The following is a 26,690-nucleotide window of genomic DNA, read 5'->3' as shown; positions in this document are numbered from 1 at the left end:
CCGGGCCCACGCGTTGACTCCTATAGTAACTTGAAGGTTCAACATTGAGCCTCGATGTTGGATCTCGATCCGAAGGAGTCGCGATGACCGCCACCATGCCCGCACTGTTCCTCAGTCATGGTGCGCCTCCGCTGGTGGACAGCGAACTGTGGGTGTCGCAGCTGGCGAAGTGGGCAGGCGACCTGCCGCGGCCGAAGGCCATCCTCATGGTGTCGGCGCACTGGGAATCGGCGCCGCTCACGATCGGGTCCACCACCACCGGCACCCCCCTCGTCTACGACTTCGGTGGCTTCCCCGAACGCTTCTACCGGACCACGTACGAGTCGCCCGGCGCCCCCGAACTCGCGGCGCAGGTCGTGGCCCTGATGCCCGACGACGAGGCCGTGTCGCATCAGCCGCACCGCGGCCTCGACCACGGCGCCTACGTTCCGTTGACTGTCATGTACCCCGACGCCGACATCCCGGTCCTGCAGATCTCGCTACCCACGCTCGACCCGCAACGACTGCTGCACCTCGGTGAGCGGCTGCGTCCCCTGCGCGAGCAGGGTGTCCTGATCGTCGGTTCCGGATTCACCACCCACGGGCTGCCGTTCCTGCGCGACCCGTCACCCGACGCGAAGGCGCCCGGCTGGTCGTCGGAGTTCGACGCCTGGGCGGACGAGCGTCTCGCCGCGGGCGACGTCGATTCGCTCATCGACTTCCGCTCGCTCGCGCCGGGCATGCCGTACGCCCACCCGACGATCGAGCACTTCGCGCCGCTGTTCGTCACGCTGGGCGCCTCGAGCGATCCCGAGCAGATCCCTCGGCAGGTCATCGACGGCTTCTGGATGGGGCTGGCCAAACGGTCGATTCAGGTGGACTGACGCGTCCGGAGGAAGGCTAGCGCCTGGTCGCCGTGCGTGTTGGCGCGGAACTCGCTCGAGATGACCTCGAGCACGGTGCGGTCGGTGTCGATGACGAACGTCGACCGCTTGACCGGGGCGAGCTTGCCGAGCAGTCCGCGGCGGACACCGAACTTCTCCGCGACGGCTCCGTCGGCGTCCGACAGCAGTGGGTAGTCGAACGACTGCGCCTGCGCGAACGACGCCTGCTTCTCCACGGCGTCGGTGGAGATCCCGGCGCGGGACGCGCCCACTGCGGAGAACTCGACTCCGAGGTCACGGAAATGGCAGGCCTCGGCGGTGCACACCGGCGTCGACGCCGCAGGGTAGAAGAACAGCACCAGAGGGCCGTCCTCGAGAAGGCTCGACAGCGATCGCGCGATGCCGTCCTGATCGGGCAGGGTGAATTCCGGTGCGAGCTGACCTGGCTTCATGACAGCCGAGGCTACCCGCGCACGCAGACACGACGAGTGCGCCTGGGATGATGGTCGGCATGCACGGCGAGCCCACCACGATTCCCGCACCCGAGTCCGCCGCCACCCCGGCCGACGGCGGGTCCGACTCGACCACCACGCGCGAGCAGTTCCACGCTCTCGCCGCCGAACACCGGGTGGTCCCGGTGACGCGCAAGGTGTTGGCTGACGCGGAAACTCCGCTGTCGGCGTACACCAAGCTGGCGGCGAACCGGCCGGGGACCTTCCTGCTCGAGTCGGCGGAGAACGGCCGATCGTGGTCGCGGTGGTCGTTCATCGGCGCGGGCAGTCCCGCTGCGCTCACGGTCGTCGACGGCGAGGCCGCGTGGTACGGCAACGTTCCCGCGGGCGCACCGTCCGGCGGCGATCCGATCGCGGCCCTCGGCCAGACGCTGGAACTGCTCCGCAGCGAGCGGCTGCCCGACCTGCCGCCGCTGACCGGTGGCATGGTCGGGTTCCTCGGATACGACGCGGTACGCCGGATCGAGCGAATCGGCGAGCACGCCACCGACGATCTGCAGATCCCCGAGATGGTCATGTTGCTGGCGACGGACCTCGCGGCTGTCGACCACCACGAGGGCGCCATCACCCTGATCGCCAACGCGGTCAACTGGGACGGCACCGACGAACGCGTCGACGAGGCCTACGACTCCGCGGTCGAGCGGCTGGACCGGATGACGCACGCCCTGTCGGCCCCGGCGTCGTCGACCGTGTCCACGTTCGCGAAGCCCGCACCCGACTACCGGCGTCAGCGCACCACCGAGGGTTTCGGCGCGGACGTGCAGAAGCTCGTGGGAGACATCGAGGCGGGCGAGGCCTTCCAGGTCGTGCTGTCGCAGCGCTTCGAGATCGACTGCACCGCGGACCCGATCGACGTCTACCGGATGCTGCGCGCCTCCAACCCCAGCCCGTACATGTACCTGCTCAACGTGCCGAACGGCGACGGCGAAACGGCGTTCTCCATCGTCGGTTCGAGCCCGGAGGCCCTGGTGACCGTGTCGGAAGGCGTCGCCACCACGCACCCGATCGCGGGAACCCGCTGGCGCGGGCACACCGAGGAGGAGGACATCCTGCTCGAGAAGGACCTGCTCGCCGACGAGAAGGAGAACGCGGAGCACCTGATGCTCGTGGATCTGGGCCGCAACGACCTCGGGCGCGTGTGCGAACCGGGCACGGTGAAGGTCCACGACTACCGCCACATCGAGCGGTACAGCCACGTGATGCATCTCGTCTCCACCGTCACGGGTCACCTCGCGGACGGCAAGCATGCCCTGGACGCCGTCACCGCGTGCTTCCCGGCCGGCACCCTGTCGGGCGCGCCGAAGGTCCGGGCGATGCAGCTGATCGAGGAACTCGAACCCACGCGCCGGGGCATCTACGGCGGCATCATCGGGTACCTCGACTTCGCCGGCGACGCCGACACCGCCATCGCGATCCGGACCGCGCTGATCAAGGACGGCATCGGGTACGTCCAGGCAGGTGCGGGTGTCGTCGCCGACTCGAACCCCGAGTACGAGGACACCGAGGCGCGGAACAAGGCGATGGCGGTGCTCAGCGCGATCGCGGCGGCACACACGCTCCGGACCCTGGGAGGCGACACGCAGTGAGTGACGCGTCGGAGACGGCTCGGGAACCCGGGCAGGCGGGACGTCGCCGGTCGATGATCTCGGTGCTGCTGCTCGCGGTCGCCGCGGTGTGCCTGTGGGGTGCCTCCCGGATGACGTGGGTGGAGGTCACCTCCTCCGACGGACTCGGTGAGGAGCGCACGTCGGCGCTCGTCGGCGGCACGTGGGCCGCGGCGCTCACGCCGCTGGCGCTGACCCTGGTCGCCGCGATCGCCGCGTCGTTCGCCGTGAAGGGCTGGGCGCTGCGGGTGCTCGGTGTCCTCGTCGCGGTCGTGGCCGTCGCGGCCGCGGTCCCCGCGGTGGGGTTGATCGTCTCGGGTGCTTCCGACGACGACGCGGGCCGGCTGGCCGAGTTGCCGGGCCGTGCCGAGGTCCAGTTGGTGTCCGTGCACGTCGGTCCCTCCGTTCTCGCGCTGGTGGGCGCCCTGGCGGCGCTTGCCGCCGCGGTGGAACTCGTCCGCCGTCCGCGGGTGCGGGCCGGGCTCTCTTCCAAGTACGACAGCCCCGGTGCGCGTCGGGACGCGGCGAAGAAGGCCGGCACCGATTCCGCCGAGGGGCCCGTCACCCAGCGCATGCTCTGGGACGCCCTGGACGCGGGGGAGGACCCCACGGTGGAAGACAAGAAAGCCGAACCTGTCGACCAAGTTGACGGACCGGACAAAGACCCGGGGACCCGAACGTAAACAGAATCAGAGTGCCATCTAGGCTGACTTCACCCCTGATGATGTTCCTCACATCGGGTTTCTGCCCAGAAAGGACTCGGGCCACGATGACCGTTCTCGACTCGATTCTCGACGGGGTGCGCGCCGACGTCGCCGCCCGCGAAGCCGTCCTTGACTTCGCCGCAGTCAAGGCTGCCGCCGCTGCCGCACCGCCGGCCCTCGATGCCGCGGCCGCCCTGCTCGAGCCGGGCATCGGAGTCATCGCCGAGGTCAAGCGGGCCAGCCCCTCGAAGGGCGCGCTCGCCGACATCACCGATCCCGCCGAGTTGGCCGCCGCCTACCAGGCCGGTGGCGCCCGGGTGATCAGCGTGCTCACCGAGGAGCGCCGGTTCCAGGGATCCCTCGCGGACCTCGACGCCGTCCGCCGCGCGGTGAGCATCCCGATCCTCCGCAAGGACTTCATCGTCGGGCCGTATCAGATCCACGAGGCCCGCGCGCACGGCGCCGACGTCGTACTGCTGATCGTCGCCGCCCTCGAGCAGGACGCGCTCGCGTCGCTGATCGACCGCACCGAGTCGCTGGGCATGACGGCCCTCGTCGAGGTCCACACCGAGGAAGAGGCCAACCGTGCGCTCGAGGCGGGCGCCAAGGTCATCGGTGTCAACGCCCGCAATCTCAAGACGCTCGAGGTCGACAAGAACACGTTCGGCGAGATCGCTCCCGGGCTGCCCACCGAGACCATCAAGATCGCCGAGTCCGGTGTGCGCGGCACGGCCGACCTGCTGGCCTACGCCGGTGCGGGAGCCGACGCGGTGCTGGTCGGCGAAGGCCTCGTCACCAGCGGGGATCCGCGCAAGGCGGTGGCCGATCTGGTCAACGCCGGCGCTCACCCGTCCTGCCCCAAGCCGTCACGCTGACGTTGCGCCGGAGGAACTGACCCGGACGGCGGCGGAACCCGGCGTTGGGGCAGACTGGACCTGTGACTTCACGTAATCAGGAAACCGTCTTCAAGGGTGGCAATCTGCCGACTGCCAGCGCCGGAATCGCCGAGCGCACGACGCACGACCCCGACGCCGGAGGACACTTCGGCGTGTACGGCGGACGGCACGTGCCCGAGGCCCTGATGGCAGTGATCGAGGAGGTCACCGCCGAGTACGAGAAGGCCCGCGCCGACGACGCGTTCCTGAACGAACTCGATCGTCTCCAGCGCGACTACACCGGCCGTCCGTCCCCGATCTTCGAGGCGAAACGGATGAGCGAGTTCGCCGGTGGGGCTCGGCTCATCCTCAAGCGCGAAGACCTCAACCACACCGGCTCGCACAAGATCAACAACGTGCTCGGTCAGGTGCTGCTCGCCAAGCGCATGGGCAAGACCCGCATCATCGCGGAGACCGGCGCCGGCCAGCACGGTGTCGCCACCGCCACCGCCTGCGCGCTCCTCGGCCTCGAATGCGTCATCTACATGGGTGCCGTCGACACCGAGCGGCAGGCGCTGAACGTCGCCCGCATGCGGTTGCTGGGCTCCTCGGTGGTGTCGGTCGAGTCGGGGTCGAGGACCCTGAAGGACGCCATCAACGAGGCGCTGCGCGACTGGGTCACCAACGCCCACAACACGTACTACTGCTTCGGCACCGCTGCCGGGCCGCACCCGTTCCCGACCATCGTCCGCGACTTCCAGCGCGTCGTCGGTCTGGAGGCGCGTGCCCAGGTGCAGGCGCTGACGGGCCGGCTACCCGACGCGGTGACGGCGTGCGTCGGCGGCGGTTCCAATGCCATCGGCATCTTCCACGCGTTCCTCGACGACCCGGCCGTTCGGCTCGTCGGCTACGAGGCCGCCGGTGACGGCGTCGAGACCGGGCGGCACGCCGCCACGTTCGCGGCGGGCACCCCGGGCGCGTTCCAGGGCGCGTACTCGTACCTGTTGCAGGACGAGGACGGCCAGACCATCGAGTCGCACTCGATCTCCGCGGGCCTCGACTACCCCGGTGTCGGACCGGAGCACGCGCTCCTCAAGGACATCGGCCGCGCTACCTACGAGCCGGTCACCGACACGGAGGCCATGGACGCGCTGCGTCTGCTGTCCGAGCGGGAGGGCATCATCCCGGCCATCGAGTCCGCGCACGCCGTTGCCGGGTCGCTGCGACTGGGCCGCGAACTGGGGGAGGGCGCGATCATCGTCATCAGCCTGTCCGGGCGCGGCGACAAGGACATGGACACGGCCGCCAAGTGGTTCGGACTGTTCGATCCCGACGATTCGACCGAGACCACCACGACTGACAAGGAAGGTTCGGCCAAGTGAGCGAACGACTCTCGCGCCTCGCCCCGACGTTCGCGCAGTGCCGCGAGGAGAAGCGCGCCGCGCTCGTCGGGTACCTCCCGGCCGGTTTCCCCACCGTGCAGGAGTCCATCGACGTATTCAAGGCGATGGTCGAATCCGGTTGCGACATCGTCGAGGTCGGCATCGCCTACTCCGACCCGGTGATGGACGGGCCCACCATCCAGGCGGCGGCCGAGACGGCGCTGCGGAACGGTGTCCGGGTGCGTGACGTGTTCACCGTCGTCGAGGCGATCGCCTCCGTCGGAGGCAAGGCCGTCGTGATGACGTACTGGAATCCGGTCCTGCAGTACGGGGTCGACAAGTTCTCCCGCGACCTGGCGAGCGCGGGCGGCCTCGGTCTGATCACGCCCAACCTGATCCCCGAGGAGGCCGGCGAGTGGATCGCCGCGTCGAACGAACACGACCTCGACCGGATCTTCCTGGTGGCGCCGTCGTCGACCGAGGAACGCCTCGCGATGACCCTCGACGCCAGCAGCGGCTTCGTGTATGCCGCGTCCACGATGGGTGTCACCGGAGCCCGTGACGCGGTGTCGTCGATGGCACCCGAGCTGACGGCCCGCATCCGCGCCCACTCGGACATCCCGGTGGGTGTCGGACTGGGTGTCCGCTCCGGCACGCAGGCCGCCGAGATCGCCGCGTACGCCGACGCGGTCATCGTCGGATCTGCGCTGGTCACGGCCGCGGAGAGCGGTCTGGACGCGGTGCGCTCGCTCACGAAGGAACTCGCCGAGGGCGTTCGCTCCGCTACCGTGGCGTCGTGACTTCCACTGTGGACGTACTGGCCTACATTCCGAGTCCCCCCCAAGGCGTCTGGTATGTCGGACCGGTGGCCCTGCGCGCGTACGCGCTGTTCATCATCGTCGGGATCGTCGTCGCGATCGTGTGGGGTGACCGTCGCTGGGTCGCCCGCGGCGGCGAGAAGGGCACCGTCCTCGACATCGCCATCTGGGCGGTGCCGTTCGGCCTGATCGGCGGCCGTCTCTACCACGTGATGACCGACTGGCCGACGTACTTCGGGGAGGGCGGCGACCCCGTCGACGCCCTGAAGGTGTGGCAGGGCGGCCTCGGCATCTGGGGCGCCGTGGCGCTCGGCGGCGTCGGCGCCTGGATCGGTTGTCGTCGCCGCGGCATCCCGCTGCCTGCGCTCGGCGACGCGGTCGCGCCCGCAATCCTGCTGGCGCAGGCGATCGGCAGGCTCGGAAACTACTTCAACCAGGAACTCTACGGTCGCGAGACCGACGTGCCGTGGGGGCTCGAGATCTTCGAGCGCCGCAACGACGTGGGCCAGGTGTCACCGCAGCTGATCGACGGGGTGTCCACCGGCGAGGTCGCGTTCGTGGTGCATCCGACGTTCCTGTACGAGGCGCTGTGGAACGTGCTGATCGTTCTCCTGCTCGTGTGGGTCGATCGCCGCTTCCGCATCGGTCACGGCCGCCTCTTCGCCCTGTACGTGGCCGGATATTGCGCCGGCCGCTTCTGGATCGAACTGATGCGCAGCGACCACGCGAGCCTCATCGCCGGTGTCCGCGTGAACTCGTTCACCTCCGCCCTGGTGTTCGTCGCGGCCTTGGTGTACTTCTTCGCCGCCACGAAGGGCCGTGAGGACCCGGCCGAATTGCGGCCTGCCGACGGCGAACCGGTCGACAGCGAGACCACGGAGAAGGAGCCCGCGAAGAACGTCGGGGACGAGGGCACGGACGAGGACGCGCCCGCGTCGGAGCCGGTATCGGACGACAAGGCCGCGAGTACTGCGGGTACCGGCGGCGAAGCGGGCACGAAGACCATCGACAGCAAGAAGGATGACGCGAATGACTGAACCGGGGAAAGCATCCGACGATTCCGGCAAGGGTGCATCCGAGGACGCACACAAGGTCGACCTGGGTAAGAGCAGCGACGGCACCGAGAACAGCACCGAGTCGAGCCTGCCCGAGTTCGGCTCACCCTTCGATTACGACGCCACCGCCGAGGCCTCGCTGTCCCAGCCGCCGGCCACGTCGGACGCGACGCCGTCACCGGGTTCATCCGGCACCGGACCGGGCTGGGACACCTACTCCGGTGTCGGTAACGGCCCGGGCTGGGGGTCCACCCCCACCTACCCGTCGCCGAGCGGCACCGAGCCGACGGCCCCGTTCCCGAACGTGGGCGAGCCGACTTCGCCGACCGCGCCGTACACCGGGTACGAGAGGCCCCAGCAGCAACCGGACGGTCCCACCTACGGCGCACCCGACCCCAACTACGGCGCGCAGTACGGGGCGGCTCCGCAGTCGTCCCAGGACTACCAGCAGCCCGGACACCAGCAGCCGGGGTACGGACAGCAGCAGGGTTACCCCCAGCAGGGATTCCCGCCGCCCGGATACGCCCCCGCCGGTTACAACGCGTACGCCGACCCGTCGGCGCCGTTCGGCAGGCATCCACTGACGGGTGAGCCCTACTCCGACAAGTCCAAGCTGACCGCCGGCCTGCTGCAGATCTTCCTCGGCGGTTTCGGAGTCGGACGGTTCTACCTGAACCAGCCCGGCATCGCCGTGGCGCAGATCGCCGTCACGTGGCTCACCTGTGGAATCGGCGGAATCTGGCCGCTGGTCGACGGCATCATGATGCTGACAGGGAGCGTGAAGGACAAGTACGGTCGACCCCTGCGGGAGCAGTGACGATCCCCGACCGAACTGTGGCCCGTGTTGCTGATGCGACACGGGCCACAGCGCTTTCCGGGGCCGGATTCGGCATATCTTGCGAGGTATCGGTCCTGGTAAGCTGAGCGCGCCGGATGTATGTCCGGTTACAACCTTCACGGGCCGATGCTGTCCCGGTAGACCCCCGAAAAGCAGTTAGCGCCCGTCGTGGCGACCCCGCTAGCGGAGGCCGCCGACAGCGCGTGCGGAGCGCACACTGGTGGTCTTCCTGGCCGATGTGGAGGTATATCGGTGCTGTTCTCTCAGTTGCCCGGTCCCCAGGGCTTGTACGACCCGGACCAGGAAGTCGATTCCTGCGGCGTCGCCATGGTCGCGGACGTGCACGGCCGCCGCTCACACTCCATCGTCTCCGACGGACTCCTCGCACTCGAGAATCTCGAGCACCGCGGTGCGGCAGGATCGGAACCGAACAGCGGCGACGGCGCCGGCATCCTCCTCCAGCTCCCCACCGAATTTTTCGGGGACGTCGTCGACTTCGATCTCCCGGCGCCGCTCGAGGACGGCGGCAGCACGTACGCGGCGGGAATCTGCTTCCTCCCGCAGGACGCGCAGGCACGGGCGGCCGCGCAACGACGCGTGTCCGACCTCGCGGCCGAGGAGGGGCTCGAGATCCTCGGCTGGCGTCGGGTGCCCGTCGATCCGGACGGCGCGGACGTCGGCTCCACGGCCCGGGCCTGCGCACCGTACATGAGCCAGTTGTTCGTCACCGCGCCCGCCGTCGGCGGGATCCGGCCCGGCGGGCTGGCACTCGACCGCCTGGTCTACGCGCTGCGTAAGCGGGCCGAGCAGGTCACTCCCGAGGTCGAGTCCGAGGGCAGCGGCGTGTACTTCCCGTCCCTGTCGAGCCGGACCGTCGTCTACAAGGGAATGCTGACCACGTCCCAGCTGTCCCGGTACTTCCCGGACCTGCGCGACCCGCGGATGGCGAGTGCGATCGCGATCGTGCACAGCCGGTTCTCGACCAACACGTTCCCGTCCTGGCCGCTCGCGCATCCGTTCCGGTTCGTCGCGCACAACGGTGAGATCAACACGGTCCGCGGCAACCGGAACCGGATGCGCGCCCGCGAGGCGTTGCTGTCGAGTTCGGTGATCCCGGGCGACCTGCGCAGGTTGTATCCGATCTGCACCCCCGACGCGTCGGATTCGGCGTCGTTCGACGAGGTCCTCGAATTGCTGCACCTCGCCGGCCGCAGCGTGGCACACGCGGTGATGATGATGGTGCCGGAGGCGTGGGAGAACGACACGTCGATGTGCCCCGACCGTCGGGCGTTCTACCAGTTCCACGCGTCGCTGATGGAGGCGTGGGACGGACCGGCGTGCGTGACGTTCACCGACGGGACCGTGGTCGGCGCCGTGCTGGACCGCAACGGCCTGCGTCCGGGACGCTGGTGGCAGACCGTCGACGGGCGGGTGGTCCTCGCGAGCGAGAGCGGTGTCCTCGACGTCCCGCAGGCGGAGGTCGTGGCGAAGGGCCGCCTCGAACCGGGGCAGATGTTCCTGGTCGACACGTCCGAGGGCCGGATCGTGCCCGACGAGGAGATCAAGATGCGGCTCGCGGCGGAGCAGCCGTACGCCGAGTGGCTGTACGCCGGTCTGCTCGAACTGAAGACGCTGCCGGATCGCCCGCACGCGCAGCACAACCACGAGTCGGTGGTGCGACGGCAGGTGGCGTTCGGGTACACCGAGGAGGATCTGCGGATCCTGCTCGCGCCGATGGCCGCGTCCGGCGGCGAGCCCCTCGGCTCGATGGGGACGGACACCCCGATCGCCGTCATGTCGCAGCGTTCGCGGCTGCTCTACGACTACTTCGTCGAACTGTTCGCGCAGGTCACGAACCCGCCGCTCGACGCGATCCGTGAAGAGATCGTGACGTCGCTGTCGCGGGTCATGGGACCGGAGCAGAACCTGCTCGAGCCGACCGCGGCGTCGTGCAGGCAGATCGTGCTGCCGTGGCCGGTGCTCGACAACGAAGAGCTGAACAAGATCATCAACGTCAACGCGGACGGCAACCATCCGGGGCTGGCCGCGGCGGTGCTGCGCGCGCTGTACGATGTGGAGCGCGGCGGTGCGGGGATGGCCGAGGCGATCGAGGAATTGCGGGCTCAGGCGAGCGCCGCGATCGCGGACGGCTACCGGACGCTGGTGATCTCGGACCGCGACTCCGACCACACCCGCGCGCCGATCCCGTCGCTGCTCGCGGTCGCCGCGGTGCACCATCACCTGGTGCGGACCAAGGAACGCACCAAGGTGGCGCTGGTCGTCGAATCCGGTGACGCCCGCGAGGTCCACCACCTGGCGCTGCTCATCGGGTACGGGGCCGCGGCCGTCAACCCGTACCTCGCGATGGAGTCGATCGAGGACCTCGTGTCCGAGGGCGAACTCACCGGTGTCGAGCACACGATCGCCGTGCGGAACTATCTCACCGCTCTCGGCAAGGGTGTGCTCAAGGTGATGTCGAAGATGGGCATCTCCACCGTCGGCTCGTACACCGCGGCGCAGGTGTTCGAGGCGATCGGCCTGGACCGCGACCTCGTCCACGAGTACTTCACGGGCACCGTCAGCAAGCTGGGCGGCGCCGGTCTCGACGAGATCGCCCGCGAGGTCACCGTCCGTCACCGGCAGGCGTACCCGGACAACCCGGCCGAGTTCGCCCACCGGCGGCTCGAGGACGGCGGCGAGTACCAGTTCCGCCGCGACGGCGAACTACACCTGTTCACCCCGGAGACGGTGTTCCTGCTGCAGCACGCCACCCGCACCGGTCAGCACGCGGTGTTCGCGAAGTACAGCGAGGAGGTGAACCGCCTGGCCGAGGCCGGTGGCGCACTGCGCGGCCTGTTCACGTTCCGCGAGGGGGTGCGCCCGCCGGTTCCGCTGGACGAGGTGGAACCGGTCGAGCGGATCGTCACCCGGTTCAACACCGGCGCGATGAGTTACGGCTCGATCTCCGCCGAGGCTCACGAGACGATGGCCGTCGCGATGAACAATCTCGGCGGACGCTCCAATACGGGCGAGGGCGGCGAGAACGTCGACCGCCTCTACGATCCGTCCCGCCGCAGCGCCGTCAAGCAGGTGGCGAGCGGGCGGTTCGGTGTCACCAGCGACTACCTGATCAACGCCAGCGACATCCAGATCAAGATGGCGCAGGGCGCGAAGCCCGGTGAGGGCGGCCAGTTGCCGGCGTACAAGGTGTACCCGTGGGTCGCGGAGACCCGGCACTCGACGCCGGGGGTCGGGCTGATCTCGCCGCCGCCGCACCACGACATCTATTCGATCGAGGATCTCGCCCAGCTGATCCACGACCTGAAGAACGCCAACGACCGGGCCCGGGTCCACGTGAAGCTGGTCAGCTCGGTGGGTGTGGGAACGGTGGCCGCCGGCGTCAGCAAGGCGCACGCCGACGTGGTCCTGATCTCCGGGAACGACGGCGGAACCGGCGCCACCCCGCTGACGTCGATGAAGCATGCCGGGGCGCCGTGGGAGATCGGGCTGGCCGACGCCCAGCAGACACTCGTGCTCAACGGTCTCCGCGACCGCATCACCGTCCAATGCGACGGCGGGATGCGTACCGCGCGGGACGTCGTGGTCGCGGCGCTCCTGGGTGCGGAGGAGTTCGGGTTCTCGACGGCCCCGCTGATCGTGGCGGGTTGCATCATGATGCGGGTCTGCCACCTCGACACCTGCCCGGTCGGCGTCGCCACCCAGAACCCGGAGCTGCGCAAGCGGTATACCGGCAAACCGGAGTTCGTGGAGGAGTTCTTCCGCTTCGTCGCCGAGGACGTGCGCCAGTACCTGGCGGACCTGGGGTTCCGAAGCATCGAGGAGGCCGTCGGTCACGCGGATGTCCTCGAGACCGCGCAGGGGATCGCGCACTGGAAGAATCGCGGACTCGACCTCACCCCGATCTTCGCCGTGCCCACCGGGCCGGACGGGGCCCCGCTGCCGCAGCGGCGCCGGGACCGCGATCAGGACCACGGACTGGACCGGGCGCTGGACCGGACGCTCATCCAGCTGGCCGAGGGTGCCCTCGAGGATGCGCACGCCGTGGAGATCGAGATGCCGGTGCGCAACGTCAACCGGACCGTCGGCACGCTGCTCGGTGCGGAGGTCACCCGCCGGTACGGCGCCGCCGGGCTGCCGGACGACACGATCCGGCTCACGTTCACGGGTTCGGCGGGACAGTCGCTCGGCGCGTTCCTGCCGCCGGGCATCACCATCGACCTGACCGGTGACGCCAACGACTACGTCGGCAAGGGATTGTCGGGCGGGCGGATCGTGGTCCGTCCCGCCGACGACGTCCTGTTCGTCCCCGAAACCCAGGTGATCGCGGGCAACACCCTGCTCTACGGCGCCACCTCGGGCGAGCTGTATCTCCGGGGCCGCGTCGGCGAACGCTTCTCGGTGCGCAACTCCGGTGCGTCGGCCGTCGTGGAGGGCGTCGGTGACCACGCCTGCGAGTACATGACGGGCGGACGGGTCGTGATCCTCGGACCGACCGGCCGGAACATGGCGGCCGGTATGTCCGGCGGCATCGCCTACGTCCTCGACCTCGACCCCGAGGACGTGAACCCGGCGATGGTGAAGCTCCTGCAACCCGACCCGGACGACCTCGACTGGTTGTGCGGCGCGGTCACCCGGCACCACCGGTGGACCGGTTCCGCGGTGGCGGCGTCGGTGCTCGCCGACTGGCCCCGGCGCTCCGCGTTGTTCACCAAGGTGATGCCGGTGGACTACCAGCGGGTGCTGGACGCGACCCGGATCGCCAAGGCCGAGGGACTCGACGTCGACACTGCGATCATGGAGGCGGCACGTGGCTGATCCGCAGGGCTTTCTGCACATCGTGAAGAAGGAGGCGCGCAAGCGTCCGGTCGCGGAGCGGGTGCACGACTGGCACGAGGTGTACGCACCGCAGAGTCCGGCGGAGCGGGCCGCCGAGGTGTCCGAGCAGGCCGCACGGTGTATGGACTGCGGAATCCCGTTCTGCCACTCGGGAAGTGCGGGCTGCCCGCTGGGCAACCTGATCCCGGAGTGGAACGACCTGGTGCGGCGCGGCCGCTGGTCGGCGGCCAGTGAGCGCCTGCATGCCACGAACAACTTCCCGGAGTTCACGGGGCGGGTGTGTCCGGCGCCGTGCGAGTCGGCGTGTGTGCTCGCCCTCGCCGACACCCACACGACCGGCAGCGTCACCATCAAGCGGATCGAACAGGCCATCGCCGACGTCGCGTGGGAGTCCGGCACGGTGGTGCCCAAGCCACCGATGATCGCCACGGGCCGCAAGGTCGCGGTGGTCGGTTCCGGGCCGGCCGGTCTCGCGGCGGCACAGCAGCTGACCCGGGCGGGGCACGACGTCACCGTCTACGAGCGCGACGACCGGCTCGGGGGACTGCTGCGGTACGGCATCCCGGAATTCAAGATGGAGAAGGCGATCCTCGATCAGCGCTTGATGCAGATGCGCGCCGAGGGAACGCACTTCGTCACCGATTGTGAGGTCGGAGTCGACCTCACCGTGGAGCAGATGCGCGAGAACTTCGACGCCGTCGTGCTCGCGATCGGTGCGCTCCGGGGCCGTGACAACACGACCGTCGAAGGCCGGGAGCTGAACGGGATCCACCTCGCGATGGAACACCTCGTCACCTCGAACAAGGAATGCGAGGGTGACGGTCCCGCGACGATCACCGCCAAGGGCAAGCACGTCGTCATCATCGGTGGCGGCGACACCGGCGCCGACTGCCTCGGAACGGCGCACCGCCAGGGCGCGCTGTCGGTGACCCAGCTGGACTACAACCCGGAGTTGCCGACGGAACGGGACGAGGCCGCGACGCCGTGGCCGGCGTGGCCGATGGTGCTGCGCACGTCGCCCGCGCACGCCGAGGGCGGTGTCCGCCGGTATCAGGTCGCGGTGCAACGCTTCCTCGGTGACGAGAACGGGAACGTCCGATCCATGGTCCTCGCCGAGGTCCGGGTCACCCGCGAGGACGGCACACGCATCATCACGCCGGTCGGCGAGGAGATCGAATTGCCGTGCGAACTGGCGCTTTTCGCGATCGGATTCGAGGGTGTCGATCTCGGACCGCTGCTCGACGACTACGGGCTGTCGCCCACCCGGCGCGGATCGCTCTCCTGCGGACCGGATTGGCAGACCACCGCACCCGGGGTCTTCGTCTGCGGGGACGCGCACCGCGGCGCGTCGCTCGTGGTGTGGGCGATCGCGGAGGGCAGGTCCGCGGCGCACGCCGTCGACGTGTATCTGACCGGGGCGTCGGACCTCCCGTCGCCGGTGCATCCGACGGCGCTCCCGCTGGCAGTCGTCTAAATGGAGAAGGGCGCGCGGGACGACTAGGCTCGAGGCCGTGAACCGACGCACGAAGATCGTATGCACACTTGGACCTGCTACCGCCACCGGTGACCGTATTCGCGAGCTCGTCGAAAGCGGTATGGACGTGGCGCGGCTGAATTTCAGCCACGGCGAACACGCCGACCACGAGGAGAACTACAAACGCGTCCGGGCCGCCTCGGACGCGACGGGCAAGGCGGTCGGTGTCCTCGCCGACCTCCAGGGCCCGAAGATCCGGCTCGGCCGGTTCGCCGAGGGTCGCACCACATGGGCCAACGGTGAGGAAGTGCGGATCACCGTCGACGACGTCGACGGCACCCACGACCGGGTGTCGACCACGTACAAGCAGCTCGCCGAGGACGCCAAGCCCGGCGACCGGCTGCTCGTCGACGACGGCAAGGTCGGTCTCGTCGTCTCCGGTGTGGAGGGCAACGACGTGATCTGCCGGGTCACCGAGGGTGGCCCGGTCAGCAACAACAAGGGTGTGTCCCTGCCGGGGATGAACGTGTCGGTCCCGGCGCTGTCGGAGAAGGACATCGCCGACCTCGAGTTCGCGCTCGGTCTCGGCGTCGACTTCATCGCGCTGTCGTTCGTGCGGTCGCCGGCCGATGTGGAACTGGTTCACGCCGTGATGGATCGGGTCGGTCGCCGGATCCCGGTGATCGCGAAGCTCGAGAAGCCGGAGGCGATCGACAACCTCGAGGCGATCGTGCTGGCGTTCGACGCGGTGATGGTCGCCCGCGGTGACCTGGGTGTGGAGTTGCCGCTCGAGCAGGTGCCGCTGGTGCAGAAGCGGGCGATCCAGATCGCCCGGGAGAACGCGAAGCCGGTCATCGTGGCCACCCAGATGCTCGAGTCGATGATCGAGAACTCGCGGCCCACCCGCGCCGAGGCGTCCGACGTCGCGAACGCGGTCCTCGACGGTGCGGACGCGGTGATGCTGTCCGGTGAGACGTCGGTCGGTAAGTACGTGATGGAGACGGTGCGCACGATGGCGCGGATCGTCGAGGCGGTGGAGAACGAGTCCACCCAGGTGCCGCCGCTGACGCATGTGCCGCGCACCAAGCGGGGTGTCATCTCGTACGCCGCCCGCGACATCGGGGAGCGCCTCGACGCGAAGGCGCTGGTCGCGTTCACCCAGTCCGGGGACACGGTGCGCCGCCTGGCGCGGCTGCACACTCCGCTGCCGTTGCTGGCGTTCACCCCGTTGCCGGAGGTGCGCAGCCAGTTGTCGCTGACGTGGGGCACCGAGACGTTCATCGTCGACCCGGTCGAGAGCACCGACGCCATGGTGCGGCAGGTCGACCACGCGCTGCTCGGGTTGGGCCGGTACCAGAAGGGGGAACTGGTGGTCATCGTGGCCGGGTCGCCGCCCGGCACCGTAGGCTCGACCAACCTGATCCACGTCCACAGAATCGGCGAAGAGGACCACTAGGTGAGCGAAGTCGCGGCGAAGACCGATCTCCAGACCCTGCTCGAACTTCTCGATCTCGAGAGGACCGGCGAGGACACGTACCGAGGTCGGCATCCCGCGCAGGTGGGGAGCCGGACGTTCGGCGGCCAGTTGATTTCCCAGGCACTGGTCGCCGCCGGCCGCACCGTGAGCGGCGAGCGCGCCGTGCACGCGATCAACGCCCACTTCATCCGCGGCGGCGACGTCAAGGAACCCATCGAATACCGCGTCGAGCGGCACCGCGACGGCCGGGCATTCGCGAACCGTCAGGTCACGGCGCTGCAGAACGGTGAGGAACTGTTCGTCATGCTGGCGGCGTTCCAGGACTGGGGCAAGGGTCTCGAGCATGCGGTCGAGGTGCCCGACGTCCCGTTCCCGGACACGCTGCCGCCGCTGGGCGACCACTTCCTGGGTTACGAGGATCGGCTGAAGATGTTCGTCGACGCCCTCAAACCGATCGACATGCGTTACGCGAACGACCCGTCCTGGATCATGAAGGGCACCGGGGAGAAGCTCACCCACAACCGGGTCTGGATGAAATCGGACGGCGATCTTCCGGACGACCCGCTGATACACGTGGCCGTGATGGGCTACTCGTCGGACACCACGGTCCTGGATTCCATCATCACCACCCACGGATTGTCGTGGGGGCTGGACCGGATCGTCGCGGCCACCGTCAACCATTCCATCTGGTTCCACCGGCCGTTCCGGTTCGACGACTGGACGCTCTACGCCACCGAGTCGCCGGTCGCCGCGGGCTCCCGCGGCCTCGCGACGGGGCGGTTCTTCTCCCTCGAGGGCGAGTTGCTGGCCACCGTCGTCCAGGAAGGTCTCATCCGCCACTTCCCGCCGCGGAAGTAGCGGCCCCGTCATTCCTTTGCCACCGAACGGTTTTGAACGGTAGTTCAACTGGTGGCTGCGGCGTATGGTCGGTCTGGAATCTCCGAAACGGAACGGACGTGCACAATGAGCGCAGACGCACCCGAGCAGAAGAACTCCGGCCGGCAGGCCGAGACCGAAGTGCCCCTTCCCGACGACGAGGCGCTTGCCGAAGCCAAGAAGAAGGTGGAGGAGATCGACGCCCGCTACGAGCCGGGCGCCCGCGAGACGGTCGTCCTGCCCGGCTCCGACGGCACGGTGTCGGGTACCGCCTTCGACGATTACGTCGACGACGAGGGCAACCTGAAAAAGCCTGAGCCCGAGAAGGATTCGTAGACTCCCGCCGACGGGGCCCGTTCTCCCTGCCCGGTGTCCCACCCGTGCGGCGAAACCACCCAAATGGGACATCGGGCGACGTGTGTGTGCGGATCGACGCGTGTCCTGCGCGTATCTCTCGCCGACGACCGAGGTCCGGGGTTAGACTTCGCCATCTTTTCTGGTGAGTTTCACCTCGTGATCGGGGATATGGGTCGTGGACTGGAACAACGTCGTCTGGGACAGCGCAATGTGGCTGCTCAAGGCCTACGTCATGACTGTCGTCGCGTTCGTCGTCGTAGTGATACTGCTCGCGCGGTTCACCAAATGGGGAAGGCAGTTCTGGCGCTTCGCCGCGCCGTACTTCAATCCGCGGCGCAGCCTCAAGCCGTTGACCATCCTGGCGGTGTTGCTGCTGTCGACGGTCTTCGCGGTGCGGATGACGGTGCTGTTCTCCTACTGGTACAACGACTTCTACGATTCGATCCAGAATCTGGACGAATCGGCGTTCTGGCACTTCCTCCGCGTATTCGCCCTTCTGGCGACGGTCCACGTGGTGCGGGCCCTGATCGAGTACCTGATCGGGCAGACCCTCGACATCGACTGGCGGACGTGGCTCAACCACCATCTCGTCGACGACTGGCTCGACAGCCGCGCCTACTACCGTGACCGGTTCCTGGACGACGCGATCGACAACCCGGACCAGCGCGTCCAGGCCGACATCACCAACTTCGTGACCACGTCCCGCTCGCTGTCGATGGGCGCGGTGACCGCCGTGCTGTCGATCGTGTCGTTCACGGGAATCCTGTGGGATCTGTCGGGCCCGATGACGGTGTTCGGCGTCGAGATCTCGCGGGCGATGATCTTCCTCGTCTACATCTACGTGCTGGTCACCACGGTGGTGGCGTTCTGGATCGGCAAGCCGCTCATCAAGCTGAACTTCCTCAACGAGAAACTGGGCGCCAACTTCCGCTACGCGCTGATCCGGGTGCGGGAGTACGGTGAGAGCATCGCGTTCTACCGCGGCGAGAACGTCGAGCGCCGCACACTCGCCGGACGGTTCGCGGACGTCATCCGGAACATGTGGCAGATCGTTTTCCGGACGTTGAAGTTCAGCGGATGGAACCTCACCGTCAACCAGACGGCCGTCATCTTCCCGTTCCTCGTGCAGGGTCCGCGACTGTTCACCGGTCAGGTGTCGCTCGGTGACGTGATGCAGACGTCGCAGGCGTTCGGCCAGGTCCACGACTCCCTGTCCTTCTTCCGTGAGTCGTACGCCGACTTCGCGAGTTTCCGCGCCACCCTCATCCGACTCAACGGTCTGGCAAACGACAACCAGCATGCCGCCGAACTTCCGATCCTGAAGACCGGCAAGTCGGGCGACGACCTCCAGGTCGAGAAGCTGGACGTGCGCATCCCGACGGGGCAGACCCTCATCGAGGGCCTCGAGCTCACCGTGACCCCCGGGCAGTCGTTGCTGGTCAAGGGTCCGTCGGGCTCGGGAAAGACCACCCTGCTCCGCACGCTCGCCGATCTGTGGCCGTACGCCGACGGCACGGTGTCGCGGCCCGCGGGGGAGGCCATCTTCCTGTCCCAGCGGCCGTACCTTCCGCTCGGTTCGCTGCGGACCGCGCTGGCGTACCCGAAAGAGCCGACGGCGTCCGACGACATCGTGCGCGACGCGCTGTCGAAGGTGTCGCTCGGTAATCTGGGGGATCGGCTCGACGAGACCGCCGACTGGACGCGGATCCTGTCGCCGGGTGAGCAGCAGCGTCTCGCGTTCGCGCGGGTGCTGATCGCACGCCCCGCGGTGATCTTCCTCGACGAGGCCACGTCGGCCATCGACGAGGGCCTCGAATACACGCTCTACACCCTGCTCAGGACCGAACTCCCGGACAGCATCGTGGTGAGCGTGGGCCACCGCAGTACTCTCAATCAATTCCATTCCCGCGGTGTGGAACTCGAAGGGGAGGGGCGGTGGACGGAGTCGGAACTCGTGGGGTGACGAGCTACCCGGCGGCCGGTCGAGTCGTGAATTGCAGGACGCGGTAGGGGTCGCCGGTCGTCGTGTTCCATTGCGACACAAGCAGATGCATCTCGCCCAACGTGGACCCCGGGTGGATGAATCCGCCGTAGATCTGCGCCCACGTGCCGTCCGCCGCTCCCCAGTCGCCCCCGGCGACCTGCACGGTCGGTTCCGACCACAGTCCGTCGATCCGGTCCGCGGTGCGGGTTACGATCGCGTACGCGGTGGGATCGAAGTACGCGAGGACCCAGGTGCCGTCGATCCGTCGCAGGCACATCTCCCCGACGGGGCCCGGCAGGATCGGGGTCGCGGGCTGTCCCCACGCCCACCCCGTACCGCGGTCCCAGCCCCAGTCCTCGTAGGCACCGGGCTCGAGGATGCGCGATTCGGGGACCCGCCGGAGGATCATCCCACCCGGATTGGTGCGGTCGAACGCGCTCGAGACGACGTAGACGTAGCCGTCGTGCCGTTCCATGGTCCACAGCTGGTCGAGTGACCCACCGCGGTTGTCCCAGCGGGCGGGTGAGCGGTGCCAGTTCTCGCCGCCGTCGTCGGACCAGGCGAGATACGTGAAGTTCGTCGGCCACGCACGCGACCTCCACGAGTGCACACTGACGACGGACAGATAGGTCCGGTCACCGATCGTGACGGCGTCAGCGGGAACGACGGTGAACTCGCTGCCCGCAGATTCCCGGTCGGGGAGTTCGCGGACGTCGTGCGCGTTCGGCAGGATCTCCGTCGCCGTCCGGCCGCCGGCCGCGGATTCGAACTCGATGCCGCCCCGGAGATCGGTTGTGGTGGAGCGCAACATCACGGGGCTGCGCCACCGCCTACCGCTTCGGCCGCGTGAGCAGAACGTGTCGCCGAAGAAGAACGCGACTCTGCCGTCGGCCAGGCGTGCGGGACAACCGAGGTCGGTGCCGTGCACACCCCAACGCCGCGTCGCCTCGCCGGTGACCTCCTTGACGAAGGTCGCTGCCGGTGTGGTCGTGCTGTCCGGGATACGCACTCCTCCCGTCGGTGAATCCGGTGGTCAGGACGTCTTGCGGTACGACGCCGCGAGTTCGTCGGCCCGATCCCACGGGGACCAGTCGACTTCGCGGCCGTCCAATTGCGCTTCGACCACCTCGAGTCCCGCGTGCCAGCCGGCGGCGTGGGCGTAGGCGGATTCCTCTTCTTCCACGGTGTGGGTGAGCGTCAGCCAGCAGCCTCCGCTGCCGTCGGGGACGAGTTCCCAGTGCAGGGTTTCGGCGTCCCACAGGTATTCGAGGATGTGCGCGGGATGCACCGAGATGACCGTCCCCGTGGTGGTCTGATCTGCGGGCAATCCGAATCGGCGCACCTGCTCCGGCGTCACACGGAAGACGAGTTCGGCACCCGGAGTGAGGTCGAACTCGACGTCGGCGGGGAACCAGGCCTTCAGGTACTGCGGGTCGGTGAGAACACGCCACACCTTCTCCGGCGAGTGCGAGAGCGCTTGCTGGAATCGAAGGGCTACCCGCCCGTCGTAGGTGAAAGTGACGGTGCCGAGCTCCATGGGTGACCTCCGTGCTCGAGGGCGTACCTGTCCCACCATGGTACTGGCAGGACGGCTCAGATCCCCAGGATCGGGCACAAAAAACCGCCGCTACCTGCGGGGTCGTCAGTCGCCTACGGAAGAGAGTCCGAGACGCCGCAGGCGGTGCCGGTCGGCGAGGATGTCGATCCGGGCGATCTTCCCACCTGCGACGGTGAAGGCCATGACCGACATGGCCTTTCCCTCGGGTGCGGTCACGACTCCGGCGGCGCCGTTCACCAGGGCGAGCCGGGCGAACGGAGCGAAGCGCGAGAAGGTGAGGGCCTGCTCGCTGACGGCGCGGGCTCCGCGCACGAGAGAGGATCCGTCAGCGCCGCCGTCGGCCCGCAGGACGATATCCGGGTCGAGCAGGGCGAGGAGGTCGTCGAACCGGCCGGCCCGCGAGGCGGCCATGAACGCCTCGACCAGCTCGCGCTGCCGGGTCGGGTCGGTATCCGGAACGGGCCCCGACCCCTGGACACGGCGGCGCGCGCGGCTCGCGAGCTGACGGGACGCGGCGGGGTGCGTCCGGCGACCGGGGCGATCTCGTCGAAGGACAGCGCGAACATGTCGTGCAACACGAATGCGAGCCGCTCGGCGGGTGTCAGCGTGTCGAGAACGACCACCAGCGCGAGTCCGACCGAGTCGCCGAGCACCGCCTCGTTCTCGGGACCGGCCCCGTCCAGCTCACTCACGCTCGGATCCGGCACATGGACGTCGAGGGGCTCCTCGCGGCGAGTCTTCCGTGACCGGAGCATGTCGAGGCATACCCGGGCGACGACCGTCGTCAGCCAACCACGCAGGTTCTCCACATCCGACGTATCGGCACGGCTGAGCCGGAGCCAGCCCTCCTGCACGGCGTCCTCCGCTTCGCTGATCGAGCCGAGCATCCGATAGGCGACCGCCGACAGGTGCGTCCGGTTCTCCTCGAAGCGATGCGCCAGAACTTCGTTGTCGGTCATCTGTCACATTCTGCCGTCGCGGTTCGTCTTGTCAGTGAGAACGAAAATCAGCTGGTGTGACATCGCATCACCCGAATACTTTTGGAGGCAGGCAATCGTGAAAGCCCGGATGACCAACCCCGCGATGATCGTTCCCGATGCCATGAAGTCTCTGCTGGCGCTGGGAAAGGCTGCGTCGAACGCGGACGTGCCGCCGGTGACCCACGCTCTCGTCCATCTGCGGTCGAGCCAGATCAACGGCTGCAGCGTGTGCGTGGACATGCATTCGCGTGAGTTGGAGAAGGAAGGGGAGACCAACGAGCGGATCTTCGCGGTGGCGGCGTGGCGGGAGGCTCCGTACTTCAGCGACGCCGAACGCGCGGCCCTGGCGCTGGCCGAGTCGATGACCCGGTTGAGTGATCGTCCGGATCCGGTGCCCGACGACGTGTGGAACGAGGCCGCCCGGCACTACGACGAGCAGGCGCTCGCGTCGCTGGTCCTGTCGATCGCCACCGTGAACCTGTGGAACCGGCTCAACGCCGCCACCCGGCAGGTCGCGGGCGGCCAGTGGTGACGGGGACACCGTAACGGGGGACGAGATGCGAATCGCAGGTCGGAGTAAGTATCCGACCTGCGATTCGCGGAGAAATCCTGGCAGTGCCCTCGGTGAGACTCGAACTCACACTGGACGGGTTTTGAATCCGTTTCCTCTGCCAATTGGGATACGAGGGCGTGTTGCGCTGTACCACTGTAGAAGATCGCCGTCGGGAGTCAACCACCGGTACCCTTCTAACGTTCGCTCCCCGTGCCGGGGTCGTCCGAGCAGAGGAGAATGGTGGCCATGAACGCTCCCCAGCAGCAAGGTGTGCCGTCGCAGCCGCGACGGGTCGTGGTGGCCGAGGACGAGGCGCTGATCAGGCTCGATCTGGTCGAGATGTTGCGGGAAGAGGGCTACGACGTGGTCGGTGAGGCGGGGGACGGGCAGGCCGCCGTCGACCTGGCGGTGGCGCTCAAACCCGACCTCGTGATCATGGACGTGAAGATGCCCCGTCGCGACGGCATCGATGCGGCCTCGGAGATCGCGGCGAAACGCATTGCGCCCGTGGTCATTCTCACAGCGTTCAGTCAGCGCGAGCTGGTGGAGCGGGCCCGCGACGCCGGGGCGATGGCCTATCTCGTCAAGCCGTTCTCCACAGCCGACCTGGTGCCCGCTGTCGAGTTGGCGGCCAGCCGGTTCAGGGAAGTGACCGCGCTCGAGCGGGAGATCTCCGATCTGTCCGAGCGTCTGGAGACCCGCAAGATCGTCGAGCGGGCCAAGGGTGTGTTGATGGAGAAGCAGTCCCTGACCGAGCCCGAGGCGTTCAAGTGGATCCAGCGGGCCGCGATGGACCGGCGGTCGACCATGAAGGCGGTCGCGCAGGTGGTACTCGAGACCCTCGGTGGGGAAGCTCCCACCAGCTGACCCGCGAGATCGGCTACAGCCGATGCGCTTTCGACGCGTCAGGCACCGGTGGGGAAGTCCGCGGATCGGCTGACGTCGGCCCACCGGTGGGCCTCGGCGGCGCGTTCGCTGGACGACTTCTCGGCCATCTCGACGGCACCGGCCCCGAGCAGCAGGCGCAGCGGGGCGTCCTCGGCGGCAACCACATCCATGATGATCCGAGCGGCCCGGGCGGGGTCGCCGGGCTGGGTGCCGTCGGTGGTCTCCCGGTAGTGGTTCATAGCGCCGACCGTTGCCTCGTAGTCGGGGCCGACCGAGCTGCGTGTCATCGACGAACCCTGCCAGTCGGTGCGGAATGCTCCGGGTTCCACGATGAGCACCTTCACGCCGAACGGTTTCACCTCCGCCGCCAGGACTTCGGAGAATCCCTCGACGGCGAACTTCGCTGCCTGATAGGCGCTCAGCCCCGGCGTGCCACCGACGCGGCCTCCGACGGAGGAGAACTGCACGAAGCAGCCGCCGCGCTGTTCGCGCAGGATCGGCAGTGCCGCGCGGGTGACGTTGACGACGCCGAAGAAGTTGGCCTCGACCTGCTGCCGGAAGTCCTCGTCGTCCATTTCCTCGATCGGGACGCTGTTGGCGTAGCCGGCGTTGTTCACCACCACGTCGAGGCCCCCGAACTCGTCGACGGCGGTGGCGACCGCCGCACGGGCGGCCGCGTCGTCGGTGACGTCCAGGGGGGCCGCCCGAACCCGGTCGCCGTACGTGTCGATCAGGCCGGTCAGCTGTTCGGGCTGCCGGGCGGTGGCTACCAGGTTGTCGCCGCTGCCGAGGATTGCTGTCGCGAGTTCCCTGCCGAAACCGCGTGAGGTTCCGGTGACGAGCCACGTCTTCGCCATGGTGTACTCCATCCGCTGGTTGCAACTGACTGGTTGGATGCTTACGAAATTCATGGAACACCCGCCGGAAGGAACTGTCAACCAACTATTTGGTTGATAGTCTGAATGCATGGTGCGCGATGCAGAGGCAACGAAGAAGCGACTACTCGACGCGGCGGCGGCCGAGTTCGCCGAGTTCGGCATCGCCGGGGCGCGGGTCGACCGCATCGCCCTGGCCGCCAAGGCGAACAAGTCGATGATCTACGCGTACTTCGGCGACAAGGGGCAGCTGTTCGACGCGGTCTTCTCCGCCCACGTGGTGGCCTTCACCGAGCAGGTGCGGTTCGACGCCACCGACCTCCCGGGTTACGCGGGGCGGTCGTTCGACCTGTACGAGGACAACCCGGCGACGCTCCGGCTCGCCACCTGGTACCAGCTGGAGCGGCCCGACGGTGAGCCGCTCCAGGTGGTGGTCGCGTCCAACCGGTCGAAGCTCGCCGACATCGAGCGAGCGCAGAGAAGTGGTGTGCTGCCAACCCGATTCGAACCCGTGGAACTGCTCACCGTCGTCCGGTCCGTCGCGATGTCCTGGCACACGCAGACACCGGAACTCGGCGCCTCGGCCCCCGCGGACCGGGCCCGCCGGCGCCAGGTTGTCGTCGACTCCGTGCGCCTTCTCGTCGGCGGCTGAGGCTCGCCACGCTACGACCGCGTAAACACTCGTCGTATTCAGATCACAGTAAGGTCACGAGCCTTTCCGGACGGATCGCGAAAGCCGCCGGACCGCTAGCGTCTGATCCCACAGCGGACGCCAACTCGGGTGGCGCCCGCACTCAGGTGATCTAAGGAGAGTTTGGATGGCTAAACGGACCCTCGTGCGGGCGGCCGCGGTTCTCGGCGCGGCATCACTCGCACTGGCAGGTTGTAGTTCGGACAGTGGCGACGACTCCGCGAGCGGGAGTGACAGCTCTGCCTCGGCCACCACTGTTTCCACCGATTGCACGCCCGAAGAGGCGGCGGCAGCGGGTGCCCCGTCCACAGCGCCGCTGAAGATCGGCACTCTGCTTCCCGACACGGGAAGCCTCTCCTTCCTCGGACCGCCGATGGTGGCGGGCACCCAACTCGGTGTCAACGACGTCAATGCGGCCGGTGGAGTTCTCGGCCAGCCCGTTCAACTGATCCCCGGCGACTCGGGCGACACCACCACCGACACGGCGAACACCACCGTGGACCGGGAACTCGCCGCGGGCACCCAGGTGATCATCGGCGCGGCGTCGTCCTCGGTGTCGCTGAAGGTCATCGACAAGGTGTCCAGCGCCGGCGTCGTGATGTTCTCCCCGGCCAACACGTCCGACCAGTTCGTCTGCTACCCGGACAAGGGCCAGTACTTCCGCACCGCCCCCACCGACGTGTTGCAGGCTCAGGCTGTGTCGCAACTCATCTCGGACGACGGCGGCCAGCGCGTGTCCATCCTGGCCCTCAACGACCCGTACGGAACCGGGCTCGCCGACAACATCCAGAAGAACCTCGTCGACGCGGGCATCCCCGAGGACCAGATCCAGAAGATCATCTACGACCCCAACGCGCAGTCCTTCAACTCCGAGATCGACCAGGTGAAGGACTTCGCCCCCGACGCCGTCGCGGTGGTCGGATTCGAGGAGTCCGCGAAGATCATCACCCGCATGCACGAGGTCGGCATCGGCCCGTCCGACGGGATGAAGGTCTACGGCGTCGACGGCAACATGGGTAACGCGCTCGGCGAGTCGGTGGCCGCACCGTTGCTCGACGGCATGCAGGGCACCACGCCGCTCACGGACGTCGGCCCGGCCTTCCAGGATCGTCTCAAGGGCATCAACCCGGGGCTGATCGACTTCAACTACGCCGGTGAATCCTACGACGCCGTAGTCGTTTCCGCGCTCGCCGCGGAAGCCGCGAAGTCGACGGCCGGTCGCGACATCGCCGCGAACATCAACGCCGTCACCGAAGGCGGAACCCCGTGTACGTCGTACCAGGAGTGCCTGCCGCTCGTGCAGGCCGGCACGGACGTCGACTACAACGGCATCACCGGCAAGCTCGACTTCGCCGCCGCAGGCGAGCCGTCCATCGGTTCGTACGGCAAGCTGAAGTTCGGCGCCGACAACAAGCTGACGACGGAGGGATACATAGTCGTCGGCGGATGATCGCACTCCCCTGAAACGG

At 68.2% G+C, this 26,690-nt stretch carries 22 protein-coding genes, 1 tRNA gene and 1 pseudogene; 18 read left to right on the top strand and 6 right to left on the bottom strand.

The window, feature by feature from the left end:
- The first annotated feature begins 83 nt into the window (after positions 1-83).
- Positions 84-863, top strand: a complete 780-nt coding sequence (locus tag FND50_RS23060) for a dioxygenase (RefSeq protein WP_144287228.1) — start codon at positions 84-86, stop codon at positions 861-863.
- On the opposite strand, the gene FND50_RS23055 is transcribed toward FND50_RS23060, so the two are convergent.
- Complete coding sequence (locus FND50_RS23055; protein WP_061698034.1) at positions 851-1,315, bottom strand: peroxiredoxin; 465 nt, start codon at positions 1,313-1,315, stop codon at positions 851-853. The genes FND50_RS23060 and FND50_RS23055 overlap by 13 nt on opposite strands.
- Before the next feature lie 59 nt (positions 1,316-1,374).
- Here FND50_RS23055 and FND50_RS23050 point away from each other — a divergent pair, with 59 nt between their 5' ends.
- The 13 genes from FND50_RS23050 (at position 1,375) to FND50_RS22990 (ending at position 19,655) form a co-directional block, all read left to right on the top strand.
- Positions 1,375-2,961 (top strand): anthranilate synthase component I, encoded by a 1,587-nt coding sequence (locus tag FND50_RS23050; protein WP_039951282.1) that lies wholly within the window; start codon positions 1,375-1,377, stop codon positions 2,959-2,961.
- A complete protein-coding gene (locus FND50_RS23045; RefSeq protein WP_144287227.1) occupies positions 2,958-3,662 on the top strand; it encodes a TIGR02234 family membrane protein in 705 nt (234 codons plus the stop codon). Before FND50_RS23050 ends, FND50_RS23045 begins: the two co-directional genes overlap by 4 nt.
- Before the next feature lie 86 nt (positions 3,663-3,748).
- Positions 3,749-4,558: an indole-3-glycerol phosphate synthase TrpC gene (gene trpC, locus FND50_RS23040; RefSeq protein WP_005260348.1), complete on the top strand. Its 810-nt coding sequence runs from the start codon at positions 3,749-3,751 to the stop codon at positions 4,556-4,558.
- Between the two features lie 62 nt (positions 4,559-4,620).
- On the top strand, positions 4,621-5,940 hold the full coding sequence (gene trpB, locus FND50_RS23035; RefSeq protein WP_005247488.1) for a tryptophan synthase subunit beta: 1,320 nt from the start codon (positions 4,621-4,623) through the stop codon (positions 5,938-5,940).
- Entirely contained in the window at positions 5,937-6,740 is an 804-nt protein-coding gene (trpA, locus tag FND50_RS23030) for a tryptophan synthase subunit alpha (protein ID WP_144287226.1), read from the top strand. The genes trpB and trpA overlap by 4 nt, the downstream gene beginning before the upstream one ends.
- On the top strand, positions 6,737-7,795 hold the full coding sequence (gene lgt, locus FND50_RS23025; protein WP_144287225.1) for a prolipoprotein diacylglyceryl transferase: 1,059 nt from the start codon (positions 6,737-6,739) through the stop codon (positions 7,793-7,795). Before trpA ends, lgt begins: the two co-directional genes overlap by 4 nt.
- Positions 7,788-8,630, top strand: a complete 843-nt coding sequence (locus tag FND50_RS23020) for a TM2 domain-containing protein (protein ID WP_144287224.1) — start codon at positions 7,788-7,790, stop codon at positions 8,628-8,630. The genes lgt and FND50_RS23020 overlap by 8 nt, the downstream gene beginning before the upstream one ends.
- 273 nt (positions 8,631-8,903) lie before the next feature.
- The gene (gltB, locus tag FND50_RS23015) at positions 8,904-13,487 is read left to right on the top strand and encodes a glutamate synthase large subunit (RefSeq protein WP_144287223.1); all 4,584 of its coding nucleotides are present in this window, start codon (positions 8,904-8,906) and stop codon (positions 13,485-13,487) included.
- A complete protein-coding gene (locus FND50_RS23010; protein WP_005260358.1) occupies positions 13,480-14,982 on the top strand; it encodes a glutamate synthase subunit beta in 1,503 nt (500 codons plus the stop codon). Before gltB ends, FND50_RS23010 begins: the two co-directional genes overlap by 8 nt.
- 37 nt (positions 14,983-15,019) lie before the next feature.
- Complete coding sequence (gene pyk, locus FND50_RS23005) at positions 15,020-16,438, top strand: pyruvate kinase (protein ID WP_005260360.1); 1,419 nt, start codon at positions 15,020-15,022, stop codon at positions 16,436-16,438.
- Positions 16,439-17,317, top strand: a complete 879-nt coding sequence (locus FND50_RS23000; protein WP_005260362.1) for an acyl-CoA thioesterase II — start codon at positions 16,439-16,441, stop codon at positions 17,315-17,317.
- A 105-nt stretch (positions 17,318-17,422) separates the two neighbouring features.
- The gene (locus FND50_RS22995) at positions 17,423-17,671 is read left to right on the top strand and encodes a hypothetical protein (protein WP_005260364.1); all 249 of its coding nucleotides are present in this window, start codon (positions 17,423-17,425) and stop codon (positions 17,669-17,671) included.
- A gap of 196 nt (positions 17,672-17,867) precedes the next feature.
- A complete protein-coding gene (locus FND50_RS22990; protein WP_005565500.1) occupies positions 17,868-19,655 on the top strand; it encodes an ABC transporter ATP-binding protein/permease in 1,788 nt (595 codons plus the stop codon).
- A gap of 4 nt (positions 19,656-19,659) precedes the next feature.
- Here FND50_RS22990 and FND50_RS22985 read toward each other — a convergent pair whose 3' ends face one another.
- The 3 genes and pseudogenes from FND50_RS22985 to FND50_RS22975 all read right to left on the bottom strand — a co-directional run bounded on the left by FND50_RS22985 (position 19,660) and on the right by FND50_RS22975 (position 22,193).
- On the bottom strand, positions 19,660-20,685 hold the full coding sequence (locus FND50_RS22985; RefSeq protein ID WP_144287222.1) for a DUF4185 domain-containing protein: 1,026 nt from the start codon (positions 20,683-20,685) through the stop codon (positions 19,660-19,662).
- Between the two features lie 24 nt (positions 20,686-20,709).
- Positions 20,710-21,213, bottom strand: coding sequence for an SRPBCC family protein (locus FND50_RS22980; protein WP_005260370.1), 504 nt, complete (start codon positions 21,211-21,213; stop codon positions 20,710-20,712).
- Between the two features lie 105 nt (positions 21,214-21,318).
- Positions 21,319-22,193: pseudogene (locus tag FND50_RS22975) on the bottom strand (sigma-70 family RNA polymerase sigma factor).
- A gap of 97 nt (positions 22,194-22,290) precedes the next feature.
- On the opposite strand from FND50_RS22975, the gene FND50_RS22970 reads away from it, so the two are divergent.
- The gene (locus FND50_RS22970; RefSeq protein WP_005260372.1) at positions 22,291-22,746 is read left to right on the top strand and encodes a carboxymuconolactone decarboxylase family protein; all 456 of its coding nucleotides are present in this window, start codon (positions 22,291-22,293) and stop codon (positions 22,744-22,746) included.
- Positions 22,747-22,830: 84 nt separating this feature from the next.
- On the opposite strand, the gene FND50_RS22965 is transcribed toward FND50_RS22970, so the two are convergent.
- Positions 22,831-22,904 (bottom strand) — tRNA-Leu (locus FND50_RS22965).
- Between the two features lie 100 nt (positions 22,905-23,004).
- Between FND50_RS22965 and FND50_RS22960 the strand changes: the two genes are divergently transcribed.
- A complete protein-coding gene (locus FND50_RS22960; protein ID WP_144287221.1) occupies positions 23,005-23,634 on the top strand; it encodes an ANTAR domain-containing response regulator in 630 nt (209 codons plus the stop codon).
- Positions 23,635-23,672: 38 nt separating this feature from the next.
- Here FND50_RS22960 and FND50_RS22955 read toward each other — a convergent pair whose 3' ends face one another.
- On the bottom strand, positions 23,673-24,512 hold the full coding sequence (locus FND50_RS22955; RefSeq protein WP_144287220.1) for an oxidoreductase: 840 nt from the start codon (positions 24,510-24,512) through the stop codon (positions 23,673-23,675).
- A gap of 109 nt (positions 24,513-24,621) precedes the next feature.
- Between FND50_RS22955 and FND50_RS22950 the strand changes: the two genes are divergently transcribed.
- Both FND50_RS22950 and FND50_RS22945 read left to right on the top strand, forming a co-directional pair.
- Positions 24,622-25,182: a TetR family transcriptional regulator gene (locus FND50_RS22950; RefSeq protein ID WP_005260378.1), complete on the top strand. Its 561-nt coding sequence runs from the start codon at positions 24,622-24,624 to the stop codon at positions 25,180-25,182.
- Positions 25,183-25,348: 166 nt separating this feature from the next.
- Complete coding sequence (locus FND50_RS22945; protein WP_144287219.1) at positions 25,349-26,671, top strand: ABC transporter substrate-binding protein; 1,323 nt, start codon at positions 25,349-25,351, stop codon at positions 26,669-26,671.
- Positions 26,672-26,690: the final 19 nt, after the last annotated feature.

Source organism: Rhodococcus sp. WB9, from assembly GCF_007558985.1.
Lineage (GTDB): Bacteria > Actinomycetota > Actinomycetes > Mycobacteriales > Mycobacteriaceae > Rhodococcus_F > Rhodococcus_F opacus.
This window is presented reverse-complemented; position numbering and strand designations above follow the sequence as displayed.